General features: G+C 47.9%; 12 protein-coding genes and 1 other annotated feature. Of the genes, 8 read left to right on the top strand and 4 right to left on the bottom strand.

Translation table 11 applies throughout. From position 1 onward, the window contains the following. Positions 1-234: 234 nt before the first annotated feature. A complete protein-coding gene (locus tag ACN6KS_RS24515) occupies positions 235-1,350 on the top strand; it encodes an IS110 family transposase (protein WP_440960470.1) in 1,116 nt (371 codons plus the stop codon). A 555-nt stretch (positions 1,351-1,905) separates the two neighbouring features. On the opposite strand, the gene ACN6KS_RS24510 is transcribed toward ACN6KS_RS24515, so the two are convergent. After that, positions 1,906-2,814 carry a serine hydrolase domain-containing protein gene (locus tag ACN6KS_RS24510; protein ID WP_440960691.1) on the bottom strand — a complete coding sequence of 303 codons (909 nt, stop codon included), beginning with the start codon at positions 2,812-2,814 and terminating at the stop codon, positions 1,906-1,908. 401 nt (positions 2,815-3,215) lie between these two features. Between ACN6KS_RS24510 and ACN6KS_RS24505 the strand changes: the two genes are divergently transcribed. The 4 genes from ACN6KS_RS24505 to ACN6KS_RS24490 all read left to right on the top strand — a co-directional run bounded on the left by ACN6KS_RS24505 (position 3,216) and on the right by ACN6KS_RS24490 (position 10,704). After that, positions 3,216-4,235 carry a LacI family DNA-binding transcriptional regulator gene (locus tag ACN6KS_RS24505; RefSeq protein ID WP_094874611.1) on the top strand — a complete coding sequence of 340 codons (1,020 nt, stop codon included), beginning with the start codon at positions 3,216-3,218 and terminating at the stop codon, positions 4,233-4,235. Between the two features lie 119 nt (positions 4,236-4,354). Then, positions 4,355-5,104 carry an alpha/beta hydrolase gene (locus ACN6KS_RS24500; RefSeq protein ID WP_094878786.1) on the top strand — a complete coding sequence of 250 codons (750 nt, stop codon included), beginning with the start codon at positions 4,355-4,357 and terminating at the stop codon, positions 5,102-5,104. A gap of 42 nt (positions 5,105-5,146) precedes the next feature. After that, positions 5,147-7,312, top strand: coding sequence for a beta-glucosidase BglX (bglX, locus tag ACN6KS_RS24495; RefSeq protein WP_440960690.1), 2,166 nt, complete (start codon positions 5,147-5,149; stop codon positions 7,310-7,312). Positions 7,313-7,359: 47 nt separating this feature from the next. Then, the gene (locus tag ACN6KS_RS24490) at positions 7,360-10,704 is read left to right on the top strand and encodes a GH36-type glycosyl hydrolase domain-containing protein (protein ID WP_440960689.1); all 3,345 of its coding nucleotides are present in this window, start codon (positions 7,360-7,362) and stop codon (positions 10,702-10,704) included. 60 nt (positions 10,705-10,764) lie between these two features. On the opposite strand, the gene ACN6KS_RS24485 is transcribed toward ACN6KS_RS24490, so the two are convergent. Next, positions 10,765-12,630 (bottom strand): arginine--tRNA ligase, encoded by a 1,866-nt coding sequence (locus tag ACN6KS_RS24485; RefSeq protein WP_341135585.1) that lies wholly within the window; start codon positions 12,628-12,630, stop codon positions 10,765-10,767. A 40-nt stretch (positions 12,631-12,670) separates the two neighbouring features. After that, positions 12,671-12,887 (bottom strand) — a binding site (T-box leader). A gap of 279 nt (positions 12,888-13,166) precedes the next feature. Between ACN6KS_RS24485 and ACN6KS_RS24480 the strand changes: the two genes are divergently transcribed. The 3 genes from ACN6KS_RS24480 to ACN6KS_RS24470 all read left to right on the top strand — a co-directional run bounded on the left by ACN6KS_RS24480 (position 13,167) and on the right by ACN6KS_RS24470 (position 19,355). After that, complete coding sequence (locus ACN6KS_RS24480; protein ID WP_094874616.1) at positions 13,167-13,526, top strand: hypothetical protein; 360 nt, start codon at positions 13,167-13,169, stop codon at positions 13,524-13,526. 50 nt (positions 13,527-13,576) lie between these two features. After that, entirely contained in the window at positions 13,577-17,128 is a 3,552-nt protein-coding gene (locus tag ACN6KS_RS24475; RefSeq protein WP_440962440.1) for a beta strand repeat-containing protein, read from the top strand. Positions 17,129-17,564: 436 nt separating this feature from the next. Further along, the gene (locus tag ACN6KS_RS24470) at positions 17,565-19,355 is read left to right on the top strand and encodes an exosporium glycoprotein BclB-related protein (RefSeq protein WP_440960688.1); all 1,791 of its coding nucleotides are present in this window, start codon (positions 17,565-17,567) and stop codon (positions 19,353-19,355) included. Positions 19,356-19,415: 60 nt separating this feature from the next. Here the strand turns inward: ACN6KS_RS24470 and ACN6KS_RS24465 are convergent, their stop codons facing one another. Then, positions 19,416-22,760, bottom strand: coding sequence for a DEAD/DEAH box helicase (locus ACN6KS_RS24465; protein WP_440960687.1), 3,345 nt, complete (start codon positions 22,758-22,760; stop codon positions 19,416-19,418). Positions 22,761-22,842: 82 nt separating this feature from the next. Continuing rightward, complete coding sequence (locus tag ACN6KS_RS24460) at positions 22,843-23,532, bottom strand: TetR/AcrR family transcriptional regulator (RefSeq protein ID WP_094878465.1); 690 nt, start codon at positions 23,530-23,532, stop codon at positions 22,843-22,845. Positions 23,533-23,534 lie beyond the last annotated feature (2 nt).

Genomic DNA, 23,534 nt, shown 5'->3' with positions numbered 1-23,534 from the left:
CAGCCTTCCTTCGGGAAGGCTGTTTTTGCGTGCAGAGCATCCTCGCCAAAGTAAGCAAACTGAAGCTCTGATAGATAATTAGGGAAAATCTCCCTATAATTCAGAGCTTTCTACTCAATAGACTAATAATTAGTTATGATGAACGAAAAGCAGCCCCTGTTTCGCACACCGTAGGTTAAAATGGAAGTTAAAAGGACAACCATTTCAGAGCTACATACGAAAGGAGCTGTTACTATGAAGAATACCATAAAATACGTTGGTTTGGATGTATCTAAAGAAAAAATTGCGGTGGCCATTGCAGATGAGGGTCGAGAACCCGCGCGATATTATGGAGCCATTCCCCATACCCCTGATGCAGTCGCTAAAATAATTCGGAAACTCAAAGGTTCAGGGATTACGCTAGAGGTCTGCTATGAAGCTGGACCTACCGGATATGACTTGTACCGCTGGTTGACGAAGATGGGGATTTCCTGCGTGGTGATCGCACCTTCGCGTATGCCACAGCGCCCTGGCGATGCCATAAAAACAGATCGACGGGATGCTGAAAAACTGGCTCAGCTCCACCGTGCAGGAGAATTGACTGCGATTTATGTACCGACTCCAGAACTCGAAGCCTTACGAGATCTTATTCGTGCGCGAGAAGATGCTAGGCAAGACCTACATCGGGCTCGGCAACGACTCATTCATTTTTTGTTGCGCCATCAAATTCACAAGCCAGAGGGCATGAAAAAACGCTGGACCAAAAGGTACCGGGAATGGTTGTCCATGCTGAGGTTTGATCATGCAGCTCAAGAACGAGTTTTCACCGAATCCCTGCAACAGCTCCGGGAAGTGGAGGAGCGAATCAAGCGCCTTGAAGCCGCAATGCGAGAAGAAGCGCAGATCTGTCCCTACGCACCTGTCATTCAAGCATTGCAAGGTCTGCGGGGAATCGCTCTGCTGACAGCTATGACTTTAGTGGTTGAGATTGGGAATTTCGAGCGTTTTCGTTCACCGGCTCAGCTCATGAGTTATCTGGGACTCGTCCCACGGGAGTATTCATCGGGAGCAAGCACCAAAAGAGGTAGTCTTACAAAAGTCGGAAATTCTGGAGTAAGGCGCGCACTGGTAGAGTCTGCATGGAGTTACCGTCACCGTCCAGCGATTAAAGGAGATTTAACCGTGCGATTGGAGGGGCAAAGTGCTCATGTGCATGAAACGTCGTGGAAGGCCCAAGAACGGTTACACAGCAAGTATCTGAAGTTAGTCAGACGCGGGAAGCACCGAAATTTAACCATGGCTGCAGTAGGTCGTGAGTTAGTTGGATTCATCTGGTCGATTGCGGTAGACGCAGAACGAAGAATGGCATAATTCGAATAAGAAAGAATAAAAAATATCCCAAGAGATTTGAATCCTTGGGGCATGGAGACAAAGAGAAAGGTACGAGGAGAATCCGTGAATTCCCTATGCACAGGATCCCTGATCTGACGTGCGAAATTAGTTTGCGGAAGCTCTTTCGACGTAGGCATAACATGTGGTAACCAACCCACGGATAGCAGATTGCCAGCCGACGACTTGCATTTTGTCTCTGTGCCCAAGGGATTGAAAACCCTTTGGTTTAAAGGGGAAAACAGGGGAATTGACGAATTCGTTCATAGCAGGGAAATCCTCCCTGTAATTTAACTAATTCGTTGGCGAATATAGATATTCTCCCGATTTTTAGGGAGGATTTCCCTCTTTTCATTCATTTCAAGCAATTATCGGCTAAATAGAGGGAGCTTTTCCCTAATTACTCTCAAAAAAGGCCAACCCTATAATTGGGGTTGGCCTAATTATACGAAAAGAAGGTGCCGAGAAAGTAGCCTTCACTACTTTTTCGGCACCTTGAGCCTTCCCGTGAAAAAGCTGTCTTGCATATGGCCACCGCTATAGAAGCGGCCAGATCTCCTCCCAGACAGTGTCTAGAATAGCTTGCATATTATCTTCCATACTGTTAATAGCGATTACCACTTGAGCATCCGGGGCAACCATGCAGAATTGACCGTGAGCGCCATCGGCACGATAAGCATCGTGCGTACACAACCAGAATTGACAGCCGTACCCTTGGCCCCAATCACCAGCTCCGTTATTTTCGATCTGCTTTTGTGTAACAAAATCAATCCAAGCTGCTGGAATAAGCTGCTGTCCCTTCCACATTCCTTTTTGCAAAAGAAGCTGTCCAAATTGGCTTAGTTCTTCGGTATTGATCTGAAGTCCGGCACAACCGAGGGTGATCCCTTGAGGAGTCGTTTCCCAATCAATATTTTCTATGCCTAGTGGGGCAAAGAGACGGGGAACGAGGTAATCCTTTACGGTTTGTCCGACACGGGCCTGAACCATGGCAGAGATCATAATGGTATCCCCGCTACTGTAGGTAAACTGTTCCCCAGGAGGTCTGTCTAAAGGCAGCGATAGATAATGTTGTATCCAATTTACATCCTTCAAGGCCAATCTTTCTTCAACCCAAAACGGTGGGGAATCATGCCCTGTACTCATACGTAGTAAATCGAACAAGGTCAACTCCCCAGGTTGCATGGAAGAACAGGCCTCTTTATGAGTGAATGCATATTCCGGAAACACATCTTTAAGTGTTGTATTTAGTGATAGCTTTCCTTCTTCGATGGCTAGACCCACCGCCATGCATGTAAAAGATTTGCTGACCGAATGCTGCAAGCGCCGGATATCCTCTGCGAGATCCACTTTCCCCACTAGAGATCCGTTTTGAAGCACACGTACATTGAATACATTTAATCCACGTTCGCGGATTTGAGCTTCAAAGCGAGTCATGTTTAACATAAAATGCAGCCCTCTTTCTCTATGATTCCAAGCTTGATGAGGTAGATTGTCGATCGAAATGATTGAAAATAGAGTGGAAACGTTTCCTATGACCGGATATTTAATAGCTAAATTGATGGTATTCTATTCTTATTTTAAAGTCAATGTAAGCAGGAAGACTACTGTTTAACACTAAACTACTTAGAATTTAAAATGAATTCGAGATGTGATTCATTTTTATTCGAAAATCATAGGTTGACTTCTAAAAAATATCTGTCCATAATGAACGTAATAAGCGATTTAGATACGAAAACAGTCAAAATGATGTCATGGGAAACGTTTCCCATCATTTCATGCGTTTCCACCAAGCTGATTTCATCAGGTGCAGGGGAGCTCATTATAGGGGTGAAACAGGGGGAATTATGAATATCAAGGATATTGCAAGACTATCAGGCGTTGGTATCGCCACGGTCTCCAGGGTAATTAATAACTCCGGTGTTGTAAGTGATGCAACCAGAGCTAAAGTAATGGCTGTTGTAAGAGAACATAATTACATTCCGAATGGAAATGCGAGCAATCTGAAGAAAACGCGTTCCAATACGATAGCGCTTATGGTTAAGGGAATTGCAAACCCGTTTTTTGCAGACATGATCAAAGAAGTAGAGCGTCAAGTAAATCTGCGCGGCTGTCCGCTTCTGATCCAGCATGTTGAAGATGGAGTGGATGAGATCAATGCTGCTCTTCAGCTTGTGAAGGAAAAGAATTTATACGGGGTAATCTTTATGGGTGGTACATATGACCATTCTGAAGAAAAATTCAAACAATTGCCGATCCCATTCGTTTTGACTACCATCACGACTACGAAGGATGTTGATCCTGCCGTATTCTCCAGTGTGATCATTGATGATATGCAAGAGTCCTATAAAGCTGTGAGCTATCTAATTTCACTCGGACACCGGAACATTTGTTTTTTGGCCAGATTTCCTTTGGTTCAGCATACTACCGGAAACCGTCGTCTTATGGGTTATATCAAGGCGCTTGAGGATCATGGGATTGAGTATGATGCTGCCTTGGTAGAGGATTGTGAATACAGTCCAAGTTCTGGCTTTACAGCTACGAAAAGACTGCTCAATAAGAAGAAAGATATCACTGCTGTCTTTGCCGCATCAGATACCATTGCTATCGGAGCTGCCAAAGCTTTATTGTCCTTGGGTCTATCGATTCCAAATGATATTTCGATCATCGGATTTGACGGTATAGAGATGGCAGAATACTATCACCCATCGTTGGATACGATTAGCCAGCCTGGGGTGGATATGGCGAAAGCCAGTGTTGAAATTCTGTTTGACCTGATTTCGGGACAATCGGAGAACAAGCATGTGGTATTCGAGTCTGTTTTGGTTAAGCGGGGATCTTGCAAGAAGATTAATAAACAAGCATAAATACCTTCGGCGTCCTTGTAAGGACGGTAAGCGTTTGAGCGAGAAATAGAAGGATAATTTATTGCGTAAGCATATACTTTCTTATATTTTAAAAAAAAGGTTCCGTAAGGAGATGACATATGGCACTTCTAACAGTGGAGACCGGTTCTCCTACCTTAAGAATGACAACGTCCATTAGCATAATCTCCCCCGTTGATTCGGGCAACACCTCCGGTGGGACGCTTTATCTGTTACACGGTGCTGGCGATAATGCTAGCACATGGTACAGGATGACCACTATTGAGCAGTATGCTAACAAGTATGGCTGTACAGTCATAATGCCTCAGGTAGGAAGAAGTTATTATACAGATATGGAGTACGGACTGGATTACTTCCACTATGTTACGCAAGAGCTGCCTGAGCTTTGTGGCCGAATGTTGAGACTGGATGATGATCCGCAGAAGACGTATGTTGCCGGACTATCGATGGGTGGATATGGGGCATTAAAATGTGCGCTTACCTATCCTGAGCGTTATAGCAAAGTCGTTTCTTTATCAGGCGTTACAGATATTCAGAAAAGATTGAGAGACCCGCAAATGTCTTCGGATATGGCGAGGGAGATGGCAGGCACTTTCGGAAAACGCTTACAAATCAAGCCGGATCAAGATCTGTATGCTTTAGCGGCTAAATTAATCGACGAGGAACGTGAGCTGCCTTCGATGCTGACCTGCTGTGGTTCAGAAGATCCATTTGTGGAGATGAACAGGGAATTTGCTTCTTATATGCAGGCGAGCCCCTATACATTTCGATATGTTGAGACCTCAGGAACGCATGAATGGAGATTCTGGGAGCAGCATCTGAAGACGGCTTTTGATTTCTTGTACAACTAAGAGTAAAGAGTAATTTTAGAGAGATATTATGGAGGATTTGAGATGAAAGACCAGCAACTGACGTCCCTGTTGAATCAGATGACGCTTGAAGAGAAGATCGCACAATTACAGCAGCTTGCTGCTAATTTCTATGAAGGGGCAGAAGAAGGAGGGAAAATCACTGGCCCTATGGCATCCATGGGGATTACGGATCACATGATTGAGAATAGTGGTTCAGTACTTGGACTTTCGGGCGCAGAGCAAGTCATTGCCGTCCAGGAAGCTCATTTACGTAAAAATAGATTAGGTATTCCATTACTGATGATGGCGGATATCGTGCATGGCTTCAAGACGATTTTTCCGGTGCCACTAGCGATTGGCTGCTCTTGGGATATGGAACGAGCAGAGCTGAGCGCCGAGATTGCGGCTAAAGAAGCGGCGGTCTCCGGTGTACACGTCACTTTTGCACCCATGGCGGACCTTGTTCGGGATCCGCGCTGGGGTAGAGTGATGGAGTCTACCGGCGAAGATCCTTATTTAAATGGTAGGTTTGCTCGTGCGTTTGTACGCGGATTTCAGGGAAGTGACTTGACGGGCGATGAAAGTCGTCTGGCAGCTTGTGTTAAGCACTTTGCAGCCTATGGTCTATCCGAAGGCGGACGGGATTATAATACGGTCGATTTGTCAGAACGTCAGCTAAGGGAATATTATCTGCCAGCCTATCGCGCTGCTCTGGATGAGGGCGCAGAAATGGTGATGACTTCGTTCAACACGATTGACGGAATTCCGATAAGCGGAAACGTTAAGCTGCTTCGTCAGCTGCTGCGTGAGGAATGGGGCTTTGACGGCGTGTTAATCTCGGATTGGGGCGCGGTGAAGGAACTGATCCCGCATGGTGTCGCCGAGGATGAAGCTGAAGCAGCACTTAAAGCTATCAAAGCTAGCGTGGATATCGAGATGATGACGGAGTGTTATGTGCACCAATTACCAGCTCTTGTAGCTGATGGGCAAGTGGACGAAAGCATCATCGATGAAGCCGTACTTCGTATTTTGAAATTGAAGCAAAGATTGGGCTTGTTTGAGAATCCTTTACGCGGGGCAGATGTAGAGAAAGAGCGTGAAGTGATTTTCTGTGAAGATCACCGGACAGCAGCGCGTGAACTAGCAGTTAAATCCTGTGTACTCCTTAAGAATGATCAGGTTTTACCGCTTGCGGCTGAGCAACACATTGCACTAATCGGACCTTTTGCCAATAACGGAGATATTCTTGGACCGTGGTCCTGGTTGGGTTCAACAGAAGAAGCTAGCCGTCTTGCCCCAGCAATGGAAGCTCGTGCTGTTGCGGGTAGAATTACCGTTGCCGAAGGCTCCGGGATTGAGAGCTTTACAGAAGAGCAATGGCTGGAGGCGAAATCGGCAGCATTGGAAGCCGATGTGATTGTGCTGGCACTTGGAGAACATTCGGACATGAGCGGAGAAGCTGGAAGTCGTTCAGATATCCGTTTGCCGGAAGCGCAGCGTGAGCTTTTGCAGCGTATGAAGATGCTGGGCAAGCCTATTGTGGTGGTGTTATTTAACGGACGCCCACTGGATCTTAGTGGCGTGATCGAGAACGCGGATGCTATTCTGGAAGCCTGGTTCCCAGGAAGCGAGGGCGGCGCGGCGATTACCAGCCTACTGTATGGTGACGAGAATCCGTCAGGAAGATTAACGATGTCTTTCCCTGTATCTGTTGGGCAAATTCCGGTCTATTATAATCATTTCAACACTGGACGCCCTCTTGGACCGGGTGCGGACAAACGTTATGTCTCACAATATCTGGACATTCCTAATGAGCCGTTTCTGCCATTTGGCTTCGGTCTAAGTTATACGACATTCAGCTACAGTGAGCCGCTCCTTTCCGGTGAAATCATGACGAAGGATCAGCCTATTAAGGTGATTGTTACGGTGACTAATACGGGCAATGTAAAAGGTGAAGAGGTAGTACAGCTCTATATCCGAGACATTTCAGGAGAAGTTGTCAGACCGATGAAGGAACTGAAGGACTTTGCCAAGTTCAGCCTCTCCCCGGGAGAAAGCAAGGAAGTAAGCTTTACGCTTACGGAAGAACAGCTTCGTTATTATCATAGCGATTTAAGCTTTAGCAGTGATCCGGGCAAATTCAAATTGTTTGTGGGTCCAAATAGCCAAGAGGTTAAAGAACGCGATTTTCGCTTAACATTAGCTTAAGTAGAATATATACGACACACGCTGTCGTAATCGAGGAGTGCAAAAATATGACTACTAATATGAATTCTAACATCCATTTAAACGCTGGAGACTTATCATTCACTTTTACAAACAGTGGGGACTTGTTCCAAGTTCTTCATGAACGGACAATGATCAATCAATTATTGCCTAATATTGTGGATGGCTCCTTATCCAATCTATATTTACGTATTCATAGTAATGGAAGCATTCAAGCTGTTCCTTTGCTGGGCATTCATTCTTCAAGCACTGTACGTAAGGCCGGGAACCGCTTGGTTTGGGAAGGTACTGCGGAAAATATTGAATATCAGGTTATTTTTACTCCTACGGCTCAAGGCGCATGGTTCTGGGATGTGAAGCTTTCGGGACATGAGGCAGATGTGGATCTCGTGTACGGACAAGATGTGGGTATTGCCGATATCGGTGCTGTTCGCAGTAATGAAGCCTACCTGTCACAGTATATTGATCATGCCGTATTCGAGGATCAGTCAAAGGGATATGTAGTATGCTCCAGACAGAATCAACCGCAAGGTGGCAAATTTCCATATCTACAACAGGGTGCAATCACTAAGTCAGCAAGCTTCTCGACAGATGGTTTTCAATTCTTTGGATTGTCTTATAAAGAGACTAATCAACCGGAAAGCTTGAGCCGTGAGCAATTAAGTAATGAAATCTATCAATATGAATTCGCTTATACTGCATTGCAATCGGAGCGGGTGAAATTGAGTGGGGAAGCAAGGTTTGTATTCTACGGATTGTTCAAACAAGATCATCCACAAGCGATCACTACCCTAGAATTTACGAATGATATCGCTGCGGCTTGGGATGCTGTAAAAGATTTACCTTTAGAAGCTGAAGCACCGCTCGAACGTTCTTTCCTCACGAAGGAGCTTGGTGCTCCGCTGGTGGCAGATTCTCTATCAGAGAATGAGATCGAAGGTCTGTTTCCAGTTCGTTATCAAGAGGAGAAAGAAGGAGACGTTCTACTGTCTTTCTTCACTGAAAATTATGAGCATGTAGTCCTAAAAGAGAAGGAATTACGCGTAGAACGCCCACATGGTCATATTCTGATGAGTGGGGATAACGCTCGACTTAACGATAAGGTTATCACGACAACTTCTTATATGTATGGGATTTTCAACTCCCAAGTAGTCATTGGCAATACCAATTTCAACAAGCTAATGTCCAATCCTAGAAATGCGCTTAATATTCCAAAAGCTTCGGGACAACGAATTTATGTGCAGTGGAATGGCGAATACCGTCTACTGACCATGCCATCCCTGTTCGAGGTTGGTTTCAACTATGCCCGTTGGTATTACAGAACAGAAGGCGAATGCTTTATTATTACGAACTACACTACGGCAGATTCTCCGGAAATATTCCTGAATGTGCGTACGGAAAGCGGAAAAGCTTATCGCTATTTAGTCACTAATCAAATCACTATGAACGTTAATGAATACGAGCTTCCATATCAATGCAAGCAAGAAGAGGGAACTGTGACCTTCTCGGCGGACAGAAGCGCACTAAGTGCTGGAGAGTATCCTGACTTGCAGTATAAATTCCAGGTACAGGGAGCGGAGTTTACGCTTCAAGATGAAGGCAGATTCGTTACCAATGCTCCACACACAGATGCACCGTTAGCTGTTCTGGAGTTGTCGGCGAGCAGTGAGTGGACTTTGAATATTCAAGGCCTTCTGGATGGTAAGGAGATTCATTCGAGCAGCCGTACAGTTGAAGAGGAAATTTCCACATACCGCGAGTTCTATAGCGGGGTTATGAATGGCTTCCGCTTGACGCTAGGTGATGGGTCAGAAGGTGAGCTGTTTAAAGTGAATGCTCTGGCTTGGTGGTATACACATAATATGCTCGTCCATTATTCTGTCCCTCACGGGCTGGAGCAATATGGCGGCGCTGCCTGGGGAACTCGTGATGTGTGTCAGGGACCTGTGGAATATTTTATGGCTACGCAAAAATACGAACAGGTTCGTGAAATATTGCTGACGCTGTATGCTCATCAATATGAAGATGACGGTAACTGGCCACAGTGGTTCATGTTTGATAAATATACGAAGATTCAGCAAGAGGAAAGCCACGGGGATATTATTGTGTGGCCGCTCAAAGTGCTTGGAGACTATTTGGCAGTAACTAAAGATTACAGCATTTTGCAAGAAACAGTGCCGTATACTCGTAAGCATAGTTTTGACTTTACAGAGAAAGAAGCGACACTGCTGGATCATGCGCGGAAGGAAGTTGCGTATATTAAGAACCACTTCCTGCATGATACGCATTTGTCTTCTTACGGTGATGGAGATTGGGATGATACACTCCAGCCTGCGAATCCACAGTTGAAGCAATACATGGTTAGTAGCTGGACAGTGGCGCTTACCTATCAGACTCTTAATCAGTTCTCGGAAGTTCTTCGTTCCGTTGATCCAGCGGAAGCAGACGAGCTGAAGGCAATGGTGGATGGTATCCATGAGGATTTCAATACACATATGCTCCAATCTGAGGTGATTCCTGGATTCCTGTATATGGAAGATCCAGAGCAAGTGAAGCTTTTGGTACACCCGAGTGATAAGGAAACAGGAATCCAGTATCGTCTGCTGCCAATGACGCGTAGTATGATCAGTGAGCTATTAACTCCGGAACAAGCCGAAGCTCATTATGAAGTGATCCAAGATAAACTATTCTGTCCTGACGGTGTACGTTTAATGAACCGTCCAGCACAATATGTTGGCGGTGTAAGCAGTCATTTCAAACGTGCAGAGCAAGCTTCTAACTTTGGTCGGGAAATTGGACTTCAATATGTACATGCGCACATCCGTTATGTAGAAGCTATGGCTAAGCTAGGGAAAACCGATCAGGTCTGGAATGGCCTAGCAGCGATCAATCCGATCGGAATTCGCGATGTGGTGCCAAACGCTGAACTACGTCAAGCTAACTCCTATTTCAGTAGCTCGGATGGTAAATTTAACACTCGTTATGAGGCACAGGAGAATTTCGATAAGCTGCGTAATGGTGACGTGGCGGTCAAAGGCGGCTGGAGAATCTATTCCAGCGGTCCTGGGATCTACATGAATCAGTTAATCTCGAATGCACTAGGGATTCGTACCGAAGGCGGAGATTTAATTGTTGACCCCATCCTGCCGGAGTCGCTGGACGGCATGCACTTTAGCTTTGAATATGCAGGTACTAAGGTAGACTTTATCTACCACCTTACGGGTGGGGAGAACAGTCGGATTACTATCAATGGTACAGAAGTGCAGGCTGAAGGTACACTTAATCGCTACCGTAGTGGCGGTGTTCGGATTAAGCGTGAGGACTTTGATCGTCTCTGCGTAGAAGCCGGAAATGTGATTGACATTTATAAGTAAGCTAATCATTAAAGGGCAATCTCTACGATAAGTGTAGAGATTGCCCTTTTTTTTGAAATACTACATACGGCTCGGTGTTGGTAATCCAAGTACTTCTAGCACATCACCTAAAGTGTTCTTAAATCTCGAAGTAAGCCAGAGGCGAAAGGCAATGGTCGCCGCCTCCCCTTTTAAAATCGGACAAGTAGAATAAAAATTATTGAAGAGAGTGGCTAAAGTATGTGCGTAAGTGCAGAGTATATTCGGCGTCAGTTCTACGCTTGCAGAATACAAGGTCTCCTCCCAGAGGCTAAGCTGTCTCAGCAGAGCAAGCTCTGCTTTTTCCATTTCGAGTGGGAATTGAATCTGTGAGGCATCTGTGTGGATTGGGAGGGTGGATTTGCCCAAAACACTACTAGCACGGGCATAGGTGTACATCAGATAAACTCCTGTGTTGCCGGATATTTCGGTAGCCTGTTTGAAGTCAAACACAATTTCTGTTCCCAGATTAAACCGCAGCAGATAATAGCGAATGGCAGCAGCTGCAATGATATGGCTGGGAAGCCCCTCTTTATCGGAGCGTGAATGTTCGATATTCTGTTCCATAAGCTTCACTAAATCGATCACCTTAACACCAATTCCTTGGCGCCCTGACATGGCATAAGAAGATTTTCCTTCCGAAATATTTATTCCCAGCTCGGCTGCGGAAGCCGGACTAAGGGACACCACACCATAACTCACATGATGGAGTTTCGCGGCTTGATCGTTATAACCTAATGCGCCCAAAGCCTGCTTAACCATTTGCTGCGGATATTCCTGTCTATAATCGATCACGTTAATAACACGATCCGCCTGTCCATAGGGCTCCTGGGTTCCAGTTAATCCTGTAGTCCATAAGCCGGACGAGAATTCACTGTAGGTGAAATCCTTGGTTAATAGACCAAATTTCCAGAGGTGATAGGCAATGTCTTTGGCAGTGTAAGTCAGAATACCATTCGAACGTACAAGTACCTTATCCATATGATGATCCTCCGAATCCGCTCCATTGCTAATCGCTGTCCCTTGCTTTAACACCCAGCAGCCTGCCAGCTTACCTTCAGTCTCCTGTACAAAAACCGTGGTTTGCTTCAATTGCTCAGATGCGGCTGCCCAGAATCCCTCTTTTAAAATATTACTTTCCCATACCAGCAGGTCATAGTGAATACCGAAACGCTTCATTTCCTCTACATGTTCTCTCACCATACGTTCAGCGACAAGGTTACCCAGCCACGCCTCATTGCCGTTACCCTGTTCCAGGGCATGCAGCATTTCTGTGCGCTTATGTGTCATCTCTGGATTCTGTGCATATTCTTTATTCACTTTGGCATAAAGATCCCAGCAATAATCACCAAAACGCTGATGATCTCCTTCCAACGGTACATTCAATAAACCAACGACTGTATCCGCTAACTGGTTGCCCAGATCATCGACGTAGTTATGGACCTCTACGTTATGTCCGGTTCTTTTCATTAGTCTGACCAGCGCATCGCCGATGCACGCATTTCTCAGGTGACCAACATGAGCAGCTTTGTTTGGATTGATTGAGGTGTGCTCGATGATGACCTTTTCCCCTGTGCTGTTGGGCAGTTCAAAGGAATGTTTAGCCCATATCCGCCAATCCATGTACAAATTAATAAATCCAGGAGCAGCTACTTCGACCTTTTGTAAAAAGCCTGTGTAGCTCTCTTGTAATTTAAGCTCTGCTTTTACTAACTCTGCTATGACGAGAGGTGATTTGCGCAGGATTTTGGCTAGCTGCATAGCAATATTGCAGGAATAATCACCATGCTCTAGATTAGCGGGCTGCTCGATCAGAATAGGAACATCGTTTGGGTAAGGAATTTCTAAGGTGTGGAATACTTTTTTTACACTTTGTTCAATGCTGTTTTTGATGGTTTGACTTAACATTTTATACCCTCCTTTGAAAATACAAAAAAGCCCTCGTCTCAAAAGAGACGAGGGCTTTAGCGCTCGCGGTACCACTCTCGTTGCTAAACAGACATTTAGCCACCTTACAGGATAACGGTCTTCAGCCGGGACTTCCTACTTGGGTTCAGAAGTCCATCTCACGGGTGCGCTTCATTAAGTGATCTGTACCGGCTTACACTTACCCGGCTCGCTGAGGACTAGAACACCTTAACTACTCTCCCGCTCATCGATGCTTGAATAATTTTAATCAGTATAACGAATATTTTGAAAAAAGCAATAGGGCGAAACTCGGTATCAATCTGGAAACGCTTGAGTTTTAGATTGTCCGATAAGTAATTACAAACTCACAAAACAGAAGGGGCTCTCATTATTGAGTGGAAATTCCTTTGCATAAATGTCCACGCATTAACTTTAAATACAGAATATTACTATATAGAGCTATTAATTATGGATCATATTACTAGTTTTATAGTTTGTATTTTTTCAAATTGAGTGAAAGAGAGGAGTGAATAAAGATGGCATTATTTTCAACCGGACCTATAGATAATAGTCCAATTCTGGGGATCAGACAAACACAAATCGTAACAGTAAAAGTGGTTAATCGGGATTCTCTTAATCCTTATAATCTCGTCATTCAAGGCTTTTTTCTAAATGGATCAAGAACGATGTATGTGAATGAAATGGTAAATCTCACACCTAACCAAGTTCTAACTAGGAACTATTTTGCAGATTTAGATGCATTTGAATTTGTGTTTGCAACATTAGAAGAAGTTGAAGCACAGGTAGGGATCTCGGTCTGGGGAAAACAGGCTTCAGGACAATTGGTAGATCCTCATCGTGTAGTAGCATGGGAGAAGCACGCAGAAATAATCTAAAGGAGTGTTGAGAATTGAGCTATTTATCTACCGGGCCGATAGATAATACCATGGTGGGTGGGATACGACCTACTCAACATGTTACGATCAAAATCGATAACCGAAGCGATGTTACTTCTTCTACGGTTCTCGTCCAAGGATATTATATGGATGGGACAAGAACTTTGTATGTTAGTCAGCTTATTAACGTAATGCCTGAGCAAGTCATAACCAATGATTATTATGCTGATTTTGATGCATTTGAATTTATATTTACGACTTTAAGCCTGGTAGATGATCCTATTCAAGTTTCAGTATGGGGGAAAAATAGCTCAGGGCAAATCGTTACTGCTCACCGACTTGTTCATTCAGAATTACTCGGAGCAACCGTAGGGGCAACTGGGGCTACAGGTGATACAGGAGTGACTGGAGCGACGGGAGCAGACGGAGCTACTGGTGCGACGGGGGCTGATGGAGTAGCTGGTGCAACCGGAGCTGCCGGAGCAACGGGAGCCGATGGAGTGACTGGTGCAACGGGAGCCGATGGAGTAACAGGAGCGACCGGGGCTGATGGAGTGACTGGTACGACCGGAGCCGATGGAGTAACAGGAGCAACGGGAGCCGATGGAGTGACTGGTGCAACGGGAGCCGATGGAGCGACTGGAGCGACCGGAGCCGACGGAGCAACTGGAGCAACGGGAGCCGACGGAGTGACTGGAGCAACGGGAGCCGATGGAGCGACTGGTGCGACCGGAGCCGACGGAGTGACTGGAGCAACGGGAGCCGACGGAGCAACTGGTGCAACGGGAGCCGATGGAGTGACTGGTGCAACGGGAGCCGATGGAGTAACAGGAGCGACCGGGGCAGATGGAGTGACTGGTGCGACCGGAGCCGACGGAGTGACTGGAGCAACGGGAGTCGCTGGAGTGACTGGAGCAACGGGAGTCGCTGGAGTGACTGGAGCAACGGGAGCCGATGGAGCGACTGGTGCGACCGGAGCCGATGGAGCGACTGGGGCGACCGGAGCCGACGGAGTGACTGGAGCAACGGGAGCCGCTGGAGTGACCGGAGCAACCGGAGTCGCTGGTGCAACTGGAGCAACGGGAGCCGCTGGAGTGACAGGAGTAACGGGAGCCGACGGAGTAACAGGAGCGACAGGAGCAACGGGAGCCGACGGAGTGACTGGTGCAACGGGAGCAACGGGAGCCGATGGAGTGACAGGAGTAACGGGAGCCGACGGAGTAACAGGAGCGACAGGAGCAACGGGAGCCGACGGAGTAACAGGAGCGACAGGAGCAACGGGAGCCGACGGAGTGACTGGTGCAACGGGAGCAACGGGAGCCGATGGAGCGACTGGTGCGACCGGAGCCGATGGAGTGACTGGTGCGACCGGAGCCGACGGAGTGACTGGAGCAACGGGAGCCGATGGAGCGACTGGGGCGACCGGAGCCGCTGGAGCGACTGGGGCGACCGGAGCCGACGGAGTGACTGGAGCAACTGGATCCGCTGGAGCGACTGGGGCGACCGGAGCCGCTGGAGTAACAGGAGCGACCGGAGCCGATGGTGCAACAGGAGCAACGGGAGCCGCTGGAGTGACTGGTGCGACCGGAGCCGCTGGAGTAACAGGAGCAACGGGAGCAACCGGAACCGCAGGAGTGACAGGAGCAACGGGAGTCGATGGAGTGACAGGAGCAACGGGAGTCGCTGGAGTGACTGGTGCGACCGGAGCCGCTGGAGTAACAGGAGCGACCGGGGCTGATGGAGTGACTGGTGCGACCGGAGCCGATGGTGCAACTGGTGCAACCGGGGCTGATGGAGTGACTGGTGCGACCGGAGCCGCTGGAGTAACAGGAGCGACCGGGGCAGATGGAGCGACTGGTGCGACCGGAGCCGACGGAGTAACAGGAGCGACAGGAGCAACGGGAGCTGAAGGAGCGACAGGAGCAACGGGAGCAACCGGAACCGCAGGAGTGACAGGAGCAACGGGAGTCGCTGGAGTGACAGGAGCAACTGGAGTAACAGGAGCGACCGGGGCTGATGGAGTGACTGGTGCGACCGGAGCCGACGGAGTGACTGGGGCGACCGGAGCCGATGGTGCAACTGGAGCAACTGGAGCAACGGGAGCCGCTGGAGTGACTGGTGCGACCGGAGCCGCTGGAGTAACAGGAGCGACCGGGTCTGATGGAGTGACTGGTGCGACCGGAGCCGACGGAGTGACCGGAGCAACGGGAGTCGCTGGAGTGACAGGAGCAACTGGAGCAACTGGAGCAACCGGAGTCGCTGGAGTGACAGGAGCAACCGGAGTCGCTGGAGTGACAGGAGCGACCGGAACCGCTGGAGCGACTGGTGCGACCGGAGCCGCTGGTGCAACAGGAGCAACGGGAGCTGAAGGAGCGACAGGAGCAACGGGAGCAACGGGAGCCGATGGAGTGACAGGAGCAACGGGAGCCGATGGAGCAACAGGAGCAACCGGAACCGCAGGAGTGACAGGAGCAACCGGAACCGCAGGAGTGACAGGAGCAACCGGAGTCGCTGGAGCGACTGGTGCGACCGGAGCCGCTGGAGTAACAGGAGCGACCGGGGCTGATGGAGTGACTGGTGCGACCGGAGCCGACGGAGTGACCGGAGCAACGGGAGCCGATGGAGCGACTGGTGCGACCGGAGCAACGGGAGCCGACGGAGTGACTGGTGCAACGGGAGCTGAAGGAGCGACAGGAGCAACGGGAGCAACCGGAACCGCAGGAGTGACAGGAGCGACAGGAGTGACAGGAGCAACGGGAGTCGCTGGAGTGACAGGAGCGACAGGAGCCGCTGGAGTGACAGGAGCGACCGGAGCCGCAGGAGCAACAGGAGCAACCGGAATCGCAGGAGTGACCGGAGCAACCGGAGTCGCTGGAGTGACAGGAGCGACAGGAGCCGCAGGAGTGACCGGAGCAACGGGAGTCGCAGGAGTGACCGGAGCAACCGGAATCGCAGGAGTGACCGGAGCAACCGGAGTCGCTGGAGTGACAGGAGCGACAGGAGCCGCAGGAGTGACCGGAGCAACGGGAGTCGCAGGAGTGACCGGAGCAACCGGAGTCGCAGGAGTGACCGGAGCAACCGGAACAACTGGTGTAACTGGAGCAACGGGGCCGAATATTCAAGCTGAAGGATTCTCTGCATTCCTGCCAACTTTGTCAGTATCTAGTTCTTCCCAACTTACGGGCTGGACTGTGACTTCTCCGTTCTATTCTGATCCATCCTTTAGCCCAGTTACGGGAAATTACACAGTTCCGACGACAGGTAGATATTCTATTGAAGCAACTATTAATTATTCCACAACCGCTTCTATCTCAATAAGTCTTGGTAGTGGAATTAATCCAGCATTTATAGTTCAGAGAACATCTCCTACCGCAACAAATCTGGTAAGTGGATTATTTCCTGTGTTAGATGTCAATGTTGCGCTTATTCTAGATTTGAGAGCTATTTTGGGGAGCGGGACTGTAACGCTGGCTGGTGAGTTTGCTCTAACAGCAGGTGATGTTATTGGCTTGTTCTATGTGTCTAATGGTTTGACAGTTCCTTTGAATTTGGGCGGCGCCAACACAGCAGGTATAGTTTGGTCTGTTCATGAATTGACTTAAAAATTGTTCTCTAAGTTTCAATGTTCAAAGAGGGGGATAACCTGTAGCTGTAAGTATAGCTCATGGGTTATCCTCTGTTTTGATAACACAATATGTTGTGGGCTAGACGGAGAAAAGTACTTTTAAGATTTGTAGTAGATTGAATTCTCATAGATTTACTAGTTTGCTCTGACAGTACTTAATATGTATAGCAGTGGCTTTTAATGGATGTCCACGCAATATTTCAAGATAAGAATATTACTATAAAGAGCCAGAAATTATGGACTGAAAAATATAATAGGCTCATCGTTAACAAATTTGGAGTAGATGGGAGGAATGATTATAGTGACGTTACAATTTTAAAAATTTATAGTGGACTATCTTGTTGTAGGGGTTTTTGATCTACAGATTTTAAGAGTATTTATAAATCTATTTGAATTGAAGAGGAGTTGAGAACTTGAGTCATTTATCTACTGGACCTATAGAAAACAATCTGGTAAGCGGTGAAAGACCTACTCAGCTTGTTACTATTAAACTGGTCAACCAGAGCGATGTCACTGCGTCGATAGTTCAAATCGAAGGCTATTATATGAACGGTACAAGAACACTATATGTTAGTGAACTTCATACGGTGGGACCTAATGAAGTACAAACGAATGACTATTATGCAAATTTTGATTCATTCGAATTTATATTCACAACACCAACTCTAGTAGATGATCCAATTCAAGTCTCAGTTTGGGGAAAAAGTAGCACTGGCCAATTAGTGACTGCTCATCGGCTTGTCTACTCTGAATTGTATGGTGAAAATATAGGGATTAGAGGAGCCACTGGTGCAACCGGAGATACAGGAGCCACCGGAGCAACAGGAACAGCGGGAGCCACCGGAGCAACAGGAACAGCGGGAGCGACCGGAGCAACAGGAACAGCGGGAGCCACCGGAACAGCGGGAGCCACCGGAGCGACAGGAAGTGCGGGAGCCACCGGAGCGACAGGAAGTGCGGGAGCCACCGGAGCGACAGGAAGTGCGGGAGCCACCGGAGCGACAGGAAGTGCGGGAGCCACCGGAGCAACGGGAACAGCGGGAGTCACTGGAGCAACAGGAACAGCGGGAGCCACCGGAGCAACGGGAACAGCGGGAGTCACTGGAGCAACAGGACCAGCGGGAGCGACCGGAGCAACAGGAACAGCGGGAGCCACTGGAGCAACAGGAACAGCGGGAGCGACCGGAGCGACAGGAACAGCGGGAGCCACCGGAGCAACAGGAACAGCGGGAGCCACCGGAGCAACAGGAGCCACGGGAACAGCGGGAGCCACTGGAGCAACAGGACCAGCGGGAGCAACAGGAACAGCGGGAGCGACCGGAGCAACAGGACCAGCGGGAGCCACCGGAGCGACAGGAACAGCGGGAGCGACAGGACCAGCGGGAGCGACCGGAGCAACAGGACCAGCGGGAGCGACCGGAGCAACAGGACCAGCGGGAGCGACCGGAGCAACAGGAATAGCAGGAGCCACTGGAGCAACAGGAACAGCGGGAGCGACCGGAGTAACGGGAACAGCGGGAGCCACTGGAGCAACAGGAAGTGTGGGAGCGACCGGAGCAACGGGAACAGCGGGAGCCACCGGAGCAACAGGAACAGCGGGAGCCACCGGAGCGACAGGAACAGCGGGAGCCACCGGAGCAACAGGAACAGCGGGAGCCACTGGAGCAACGGGCGCCACAGGTTCAGGTGCAATTATTCCGTATGCTTCTGGTCTGCCAGTAGCTATGACCACAGTTTTGGGAGGTCTTCTGAATACTTCAAGCGCAGTCGGCTTCGGCAGCAACGCAACAAACATTGCTATTACAGGGGGCACTATTGATCTTACAGGAGCGGCCGGGACCTTATTGAACTTTGCCTTCTCAGTTCCTCGTGCCGGAACGATTACGTCTATGGCAGCCTATTTCAGTACAACAGCTGCACTATCTTTATTGGGGTCCACAGTAACAATCACTGCTCAATTATATAGTTCTTCTACGCCTAACAATACCTTCACAGCAGTACCTGGAGCCTTAGTCACATTAAGTCCTGCATTTACAGGTGTACTTTCACTTGGCACGATTAGCAGTGGTACTACCACAGGCTTAAGTATTCCAGTTACGGTAGGAGAACGATTGCTCCTGGTCTTCACTTCAACGGTAACGGCCGGGCTTGACGTTGCGACAACCATTGCTGGCTATGCTAGCGGAGGAGTTACAATCGCTTAATCCGATGAATCTGAAATTGGGATATCCCAAAAGCCGTACGGCTACAGGATATCCCTTTATTTAGATCATCAGAATTTCACGAATGTCTTGTTCTGTAAGGGTAGATAACCCTTCCTGACCTGGCTGAATTACCTCATCGATCAAGTTCTTTTTCTTCTGTTGTAGCTCATACATTTTGTCTTCCACAGTACCTTGGGTGACGAGCCGGATCACTTGCACTACTTTTTTCTGCCCGATTCGATGTGCCCGATCCGCTGCTTGCTGCTCGACGGCAGGATTCCACCATAGATCGTATAGGATTACAGTGTCTGCCCCTGTTAAGTTGAGTCCGGTTCCACCAGCTTTTAAGGAGATCAGGAAAATATCTCGCTCTCCTTCATTAAACTGATTACATAAATCTACTCGCTGAGACACAGGCGTTTGGCCATCTAGATAAAAATATGGAATCCCTTGATATCCGAGTTCACGTCCAATCAAACCGAGCATTTCTGTGAACTGGGAGAATACTAGCATTCGTTTACCCGAACTGCGGCATTCCTCTATGATTTCAAACAGCTGCTCGAACTTGGCAGAGCTTCCTTCATACCCATCCACAAATAGAGCTGGGTGACAACATAGCTGGCGCAGACGAGTGAGACCAGCAAGGATTTTAATGCGATTATTATTACCGAAACTATCCTGGGTCAAATGCTTAAGCGCCTCTTTTTTCAAACGTGCGAGATAAGCGACATATAACTTCTTCTGCTCAGGGAACAGCTCACAGGCTTGGAGTGATTCGATTTTCTCAGGCAATTCTTTTAATACATCACTCTTTAAGCGCCGCAGCAAAAAGGGACGTGCCCGTTTCGCGATAGTTTCCCTCGGCAAATCGTGAAAAGCCTTCTTACCTGGAAAGAGCCCAGGAAACACAGTGCCAAAGATAGACCAAAGATCTTCTAACGCATTCTCAACAGGAGTTCCAGTAAGTGCAAAACGATGCCGGGCCTGAAGAGCCATTACAGCTTGGGCGGTCTGAGTAGTATGGTTCTTTATGGTTTGCGCTTCATCGAGAATCAGGGTATGAAAAGATTTCTTAGCATACAACTGAACATCTCTTCGAAGCAGTGGGTAAGAGGTAATGATTACATCTGCCTTCGCTGCATTTTTTAAAATTCGACCGCGTTCCGTTAAGCTTCCATCTGCAATAACAGCCTTGATCTCAGGCGTGAACTTTTTAAGCTCATTATGCCAGTTGTAGGTGAGAGAGGCAGGAGCGACAATAAGAGCGGGCAGACCACTCTGACGAATATCCGGAAGCTCGGAGAGCAGAAAAGCGATACTCTGCAGCGTTTTGCCAAGACCCATATCATCCGCTAAAATACCGCCAAAACGATAGTGGGCAAGCGTCTTCAGCCACTGGAATCCATACTGCTGATAATCCCGGAGCACAGGAGCTAGACTCTCTGGTATAGGGAAATCAAGATTCTCAGGATTGTGCATATTCGCAAGTAAACGTTTAAAGGATCTGCTCAGTTTGACGGAGTCACTTTGAGAATCGGAAGAGGTTAGATGTAACCCGCGAACGACGGGTAAAGAGAATTGCGCACCTTTAATCTCACCTTCTCGAATGCCCATCTCGTTCATAAAGGTGATGATTTCTTGGAGCTCCTCGCTCTCCAGTGGTAGCAGTGCCCCTTCAGGCAATCGGTAGTATTTACGCTTATCCTGAAGTGATTTTAAGACCATCACAATCTCAGATTCGGGAATACCACCCATGTCGAATTTAAAATCAAGCCAATCGGTTTTCTCATTCCAACTAATGCTTACCTTGGGTGGCGTGGTTCCCGTGAACAATCTTTCTTTGACAGCGGTGGTCGCATAGACCGTGAGTAGTGGCTCAAGCAACGGAATCGTGTGATACAAAAAATCGTACTCACCTTCCTCATCCGTCATAATATACCCGCCTTCGGTTTTGGCGAAGGATTCATGCTCCATCATCTCTAAAATTCGGGCCTCTCCTTCACCGTCGCGTATAAGAATCAAGTCCGTACCGCGAACATGGGCTTTTTCATCCAAAGGATTGATGATAATATCACCATACTGAAACTCTAGCCCGGCGAGCAGCCGATCTCTCACACGGTCCAGATAGAGCCTCGCGATAAGCTTATGTTGCACAATCCGATCAGCGATAGAGTCGGCGATATGCACATTTCCCAGTTTTTTCAGACCAGGGATAACCTTGTCCATAAAGGGCTCCATTTGTTCGGGGGCAATATCGATGCCGTCTCGACGAGAGGATTCCAACATTTTTTTCATCTCAGATAGACGCATGCATTCCTGAGCAGATAGCTTCAACAGCTTACCTTCAGACAGCACGAGTCCGTAGTCTTCCAGAACTGAGATCTGCTCAAGTCCTTGAATATCCAGATGGTATCCTTCGCCTTCGGCTTGTTCGAACGCAAAGCTAAGGGGTGGTGCTTCATTAGACATATGAATACCTTCGTACAACACCTCTTCTTGTTGCAGATATACCGACGAAACTTCTGAAAGAGCGGGCTGAAGCGTCCCCCAGAAAAAAGGAGGGATAGCCAGCAGGCGATCTCCCCCCAGGTTGCCACCATATGGAGAATAGTTAGTGACGTTATCGCGATACATTTTTTCATTTAAGACAATTTCAATTAGCTTCTGAAGAACGATGTTATCTTCCTTCCGAAAGCTGTGAATGGCAGGGTCATAGACGAAATGCTTCGAGAATTCGAAGGTTTCTCCACGATGTACACGTTCCAGAAAACCTCTTATTCTATGAACGACATAGGGTCGTTTTGAGCCGATTTTCATTTCTATTCCCAGCATGGTAGTGCTATAGCTGTAAGTGAATGGCTTGCAGATGAACTCGACATTTAATGGAATCCTATTATCTACAAAAGCCCCAGTACCGCTCGGACGTGGCTTATGGTTACTGAACATGCCTAGCAGGTTGCTCACAAGATGCTGGTCTCTGGACCTTCCTCCCATGTCTCGCGTAGAATCCGTAGAAATACGTGGGGTTAAGACTCCAGTATCCTCAATAGAAGATGGGCTAGAAGTTCCAGTATGATCTGGCCGTTCTCCAGCAGCTTCAAGGGCATCGATGCTGATCAGTACGGCTGCGATATGTTTGCAGAAAGGCCCTCCATGCGAGTAAGCAGGACAAGTACACTCTGCCGTGACATCACCATCGATATCGATGACAACAGTGACTTCGTAGCCAATGCCCCCTTGAACAAGCGCTTCATAACGAGATCGGGGCAGATCTGGGATGGATTCATTACGTTCTTCAATATCTATTATATCAATGCTTCCAGATTGGTAATAAGCCAATCCTTTTTCAAAAACAGACTTGCCGCACAGCAGCTTAATTACCCGTTCTGTCACACTAAAGCCCATAACATAATTCCTTCCTCGTAACTTGTTCTTCGAAAAGTCCGATTATTATATAGTCTTTATGATAACAGAACGGGCGTGCGCATCAAATAGGGGCTGCTACTCCACTAATCCCGTGCATAATAAAACGGATCGTCAGGTTAATTTCTTCCTCGTCGTTCCAGTCCTTCTCCGGCTGCAGCAGCAGGCGATTAAGCACATATCCTACAACGGATGAAATAGTAAAGCGTAGAATAGCGGGTGTAGGTAATTCGATGACTTCACCTTTTGCTTTGAAGTGTTCAACGATTTCGATGACGCGCTCCAGCACCTTACTTAGAATATTTTCTGCGAACTGTTCTCTGAGCACCGGTTGGAAAGGGATTTCCTGTATCAGAATCTTTAGAATTTTAAAATTCCTGCGGATAAACTCCAGACGGTTGATAATAAACGCCCGTAGGAATTCCTCGAAACTGTTATAGGGAACATCGAGTACCCCGTTAAAATTACGCAATACAAAGGGAGCGAGCATCCGACTCATGGTGGGGCCTATGATGGACAGCAGCAAATCTTTTTTGGTTTTGTAATATCGGAAAATCGTTCCCTCGGCCACGCCTGCCTTTTGAGCAATTTCACTAGTCGCAGCAGCAGCGTATCCTTTTTCGGAAAATACCTCAATCGCCGCATGCAGGATGGAAATCTGTTTCGGTGTCAGCTTTTCGTCTTCACGTAAGGCCAGCAGTTCTTCTATCCACTGTTCATCTATATTTTGTTCCGAAGAATCATTTTTCTTCATTA

The organism is Paenibacillus nitricinens (assembly GCF_052056485.1).
In the GTDB taxonomy this organism is placed as follows: domain Bacteria; phylum Bacillota; class Bacilli; order Paenibacillales; family Paenibacillaceae; genus Paenibacillus_AQ; species Paenibacillus_AQ nitricinens.
The sequence above is the reverse complement of the archived record's forward strand: the minus strand, read 5'-3'. Positions and strand labels throughout refer to the sequence as shown.

What these genes read in the sequence shown, in the direction of transcription:
- ACN6KS_RS24515 (WP_440960470.1), top strand. Translation starts at nt 235, where the DNA reads ATGAAGAATACCATAAAATACGTTGGTTTGGATGTATCTAAAGAAAAA.
- ACN6KS_RS24510 (WP_440960691.1), bottom strand. Translation starts at nt 2,814, where the DNA reads ATGTTAAACATGACTCGCTTTGAAGCTCAAATCCGCGAACGTGGATTA.
- ACN6KS_RS24505 (WP_094874611.1), top strand. Translation starts at nt 3,216, where the DNA reads ATGAATATCAAGGATATTGCAAGACTATCAGGCGTTGGTATCGCCACG.
- ACN6KS_RS24500 (WP_094878786.1), top strand. Translation starts at nt 4,355, where the DNA reads ATGGCACTTCTAACAGTGGAGACCGGTTCTCCTACCTTAAGAATGACA.
- bglX (WP_440960690.1), top strand. Translation starts at nt 5,147, where the DNA reads ATGAAAGACCAGCAACTGACGTCCCTGTTGAATCAGATGACGCTTGAA.
- ACN6KS_RS24490 (WP_440960689.1), top strand. Translation starts at nt 7,360, where the DNA reads ATGACTACTAATATGAATTCTAACATCCATTTAAACGCTGGAGACTTA.
- ACN6KS_RS24485 (WP_341135585.1), bottom strand. Translation starts at nt 12,630, where the DNA reads ATGTTAAGTCAAACCATCAAAAACAGCATTGAACAAAGTGTAAAAAAA.
- ACN6KS_RS24480 (WP_094874616.1), top strand. Translation starts at nt 13,167, where the DNA reads ATGGCATTATTTTCAACCGGACCTATAGATAATAGTCCAATTCTGGGG.
- ACN6KS_RS24475 (WP_440962440.1), top strand. Translation starts at nt 13,577, where the DNA reads ATGGTGGGTGGGATACGACCTACTCAACATGTTACGATCAAAATCGAT.
- ACN6KS_RS24465 (WP_440960687.1), bottom strand. Translation starts at nt 22,760, where the DNA reads ATGGGCTTTAGTGTGACAGAACGGGTAATTAAGCTGCTGTGCGGCAAG.
- ACN6KS_RS24460 (WP_094878465.1), bottom strand. Translation starts at nt 23,532, where the DNA reads ATGAAGAAAAATGATTCTTCGGAACAAAATATAGATGAACAGTGGATA.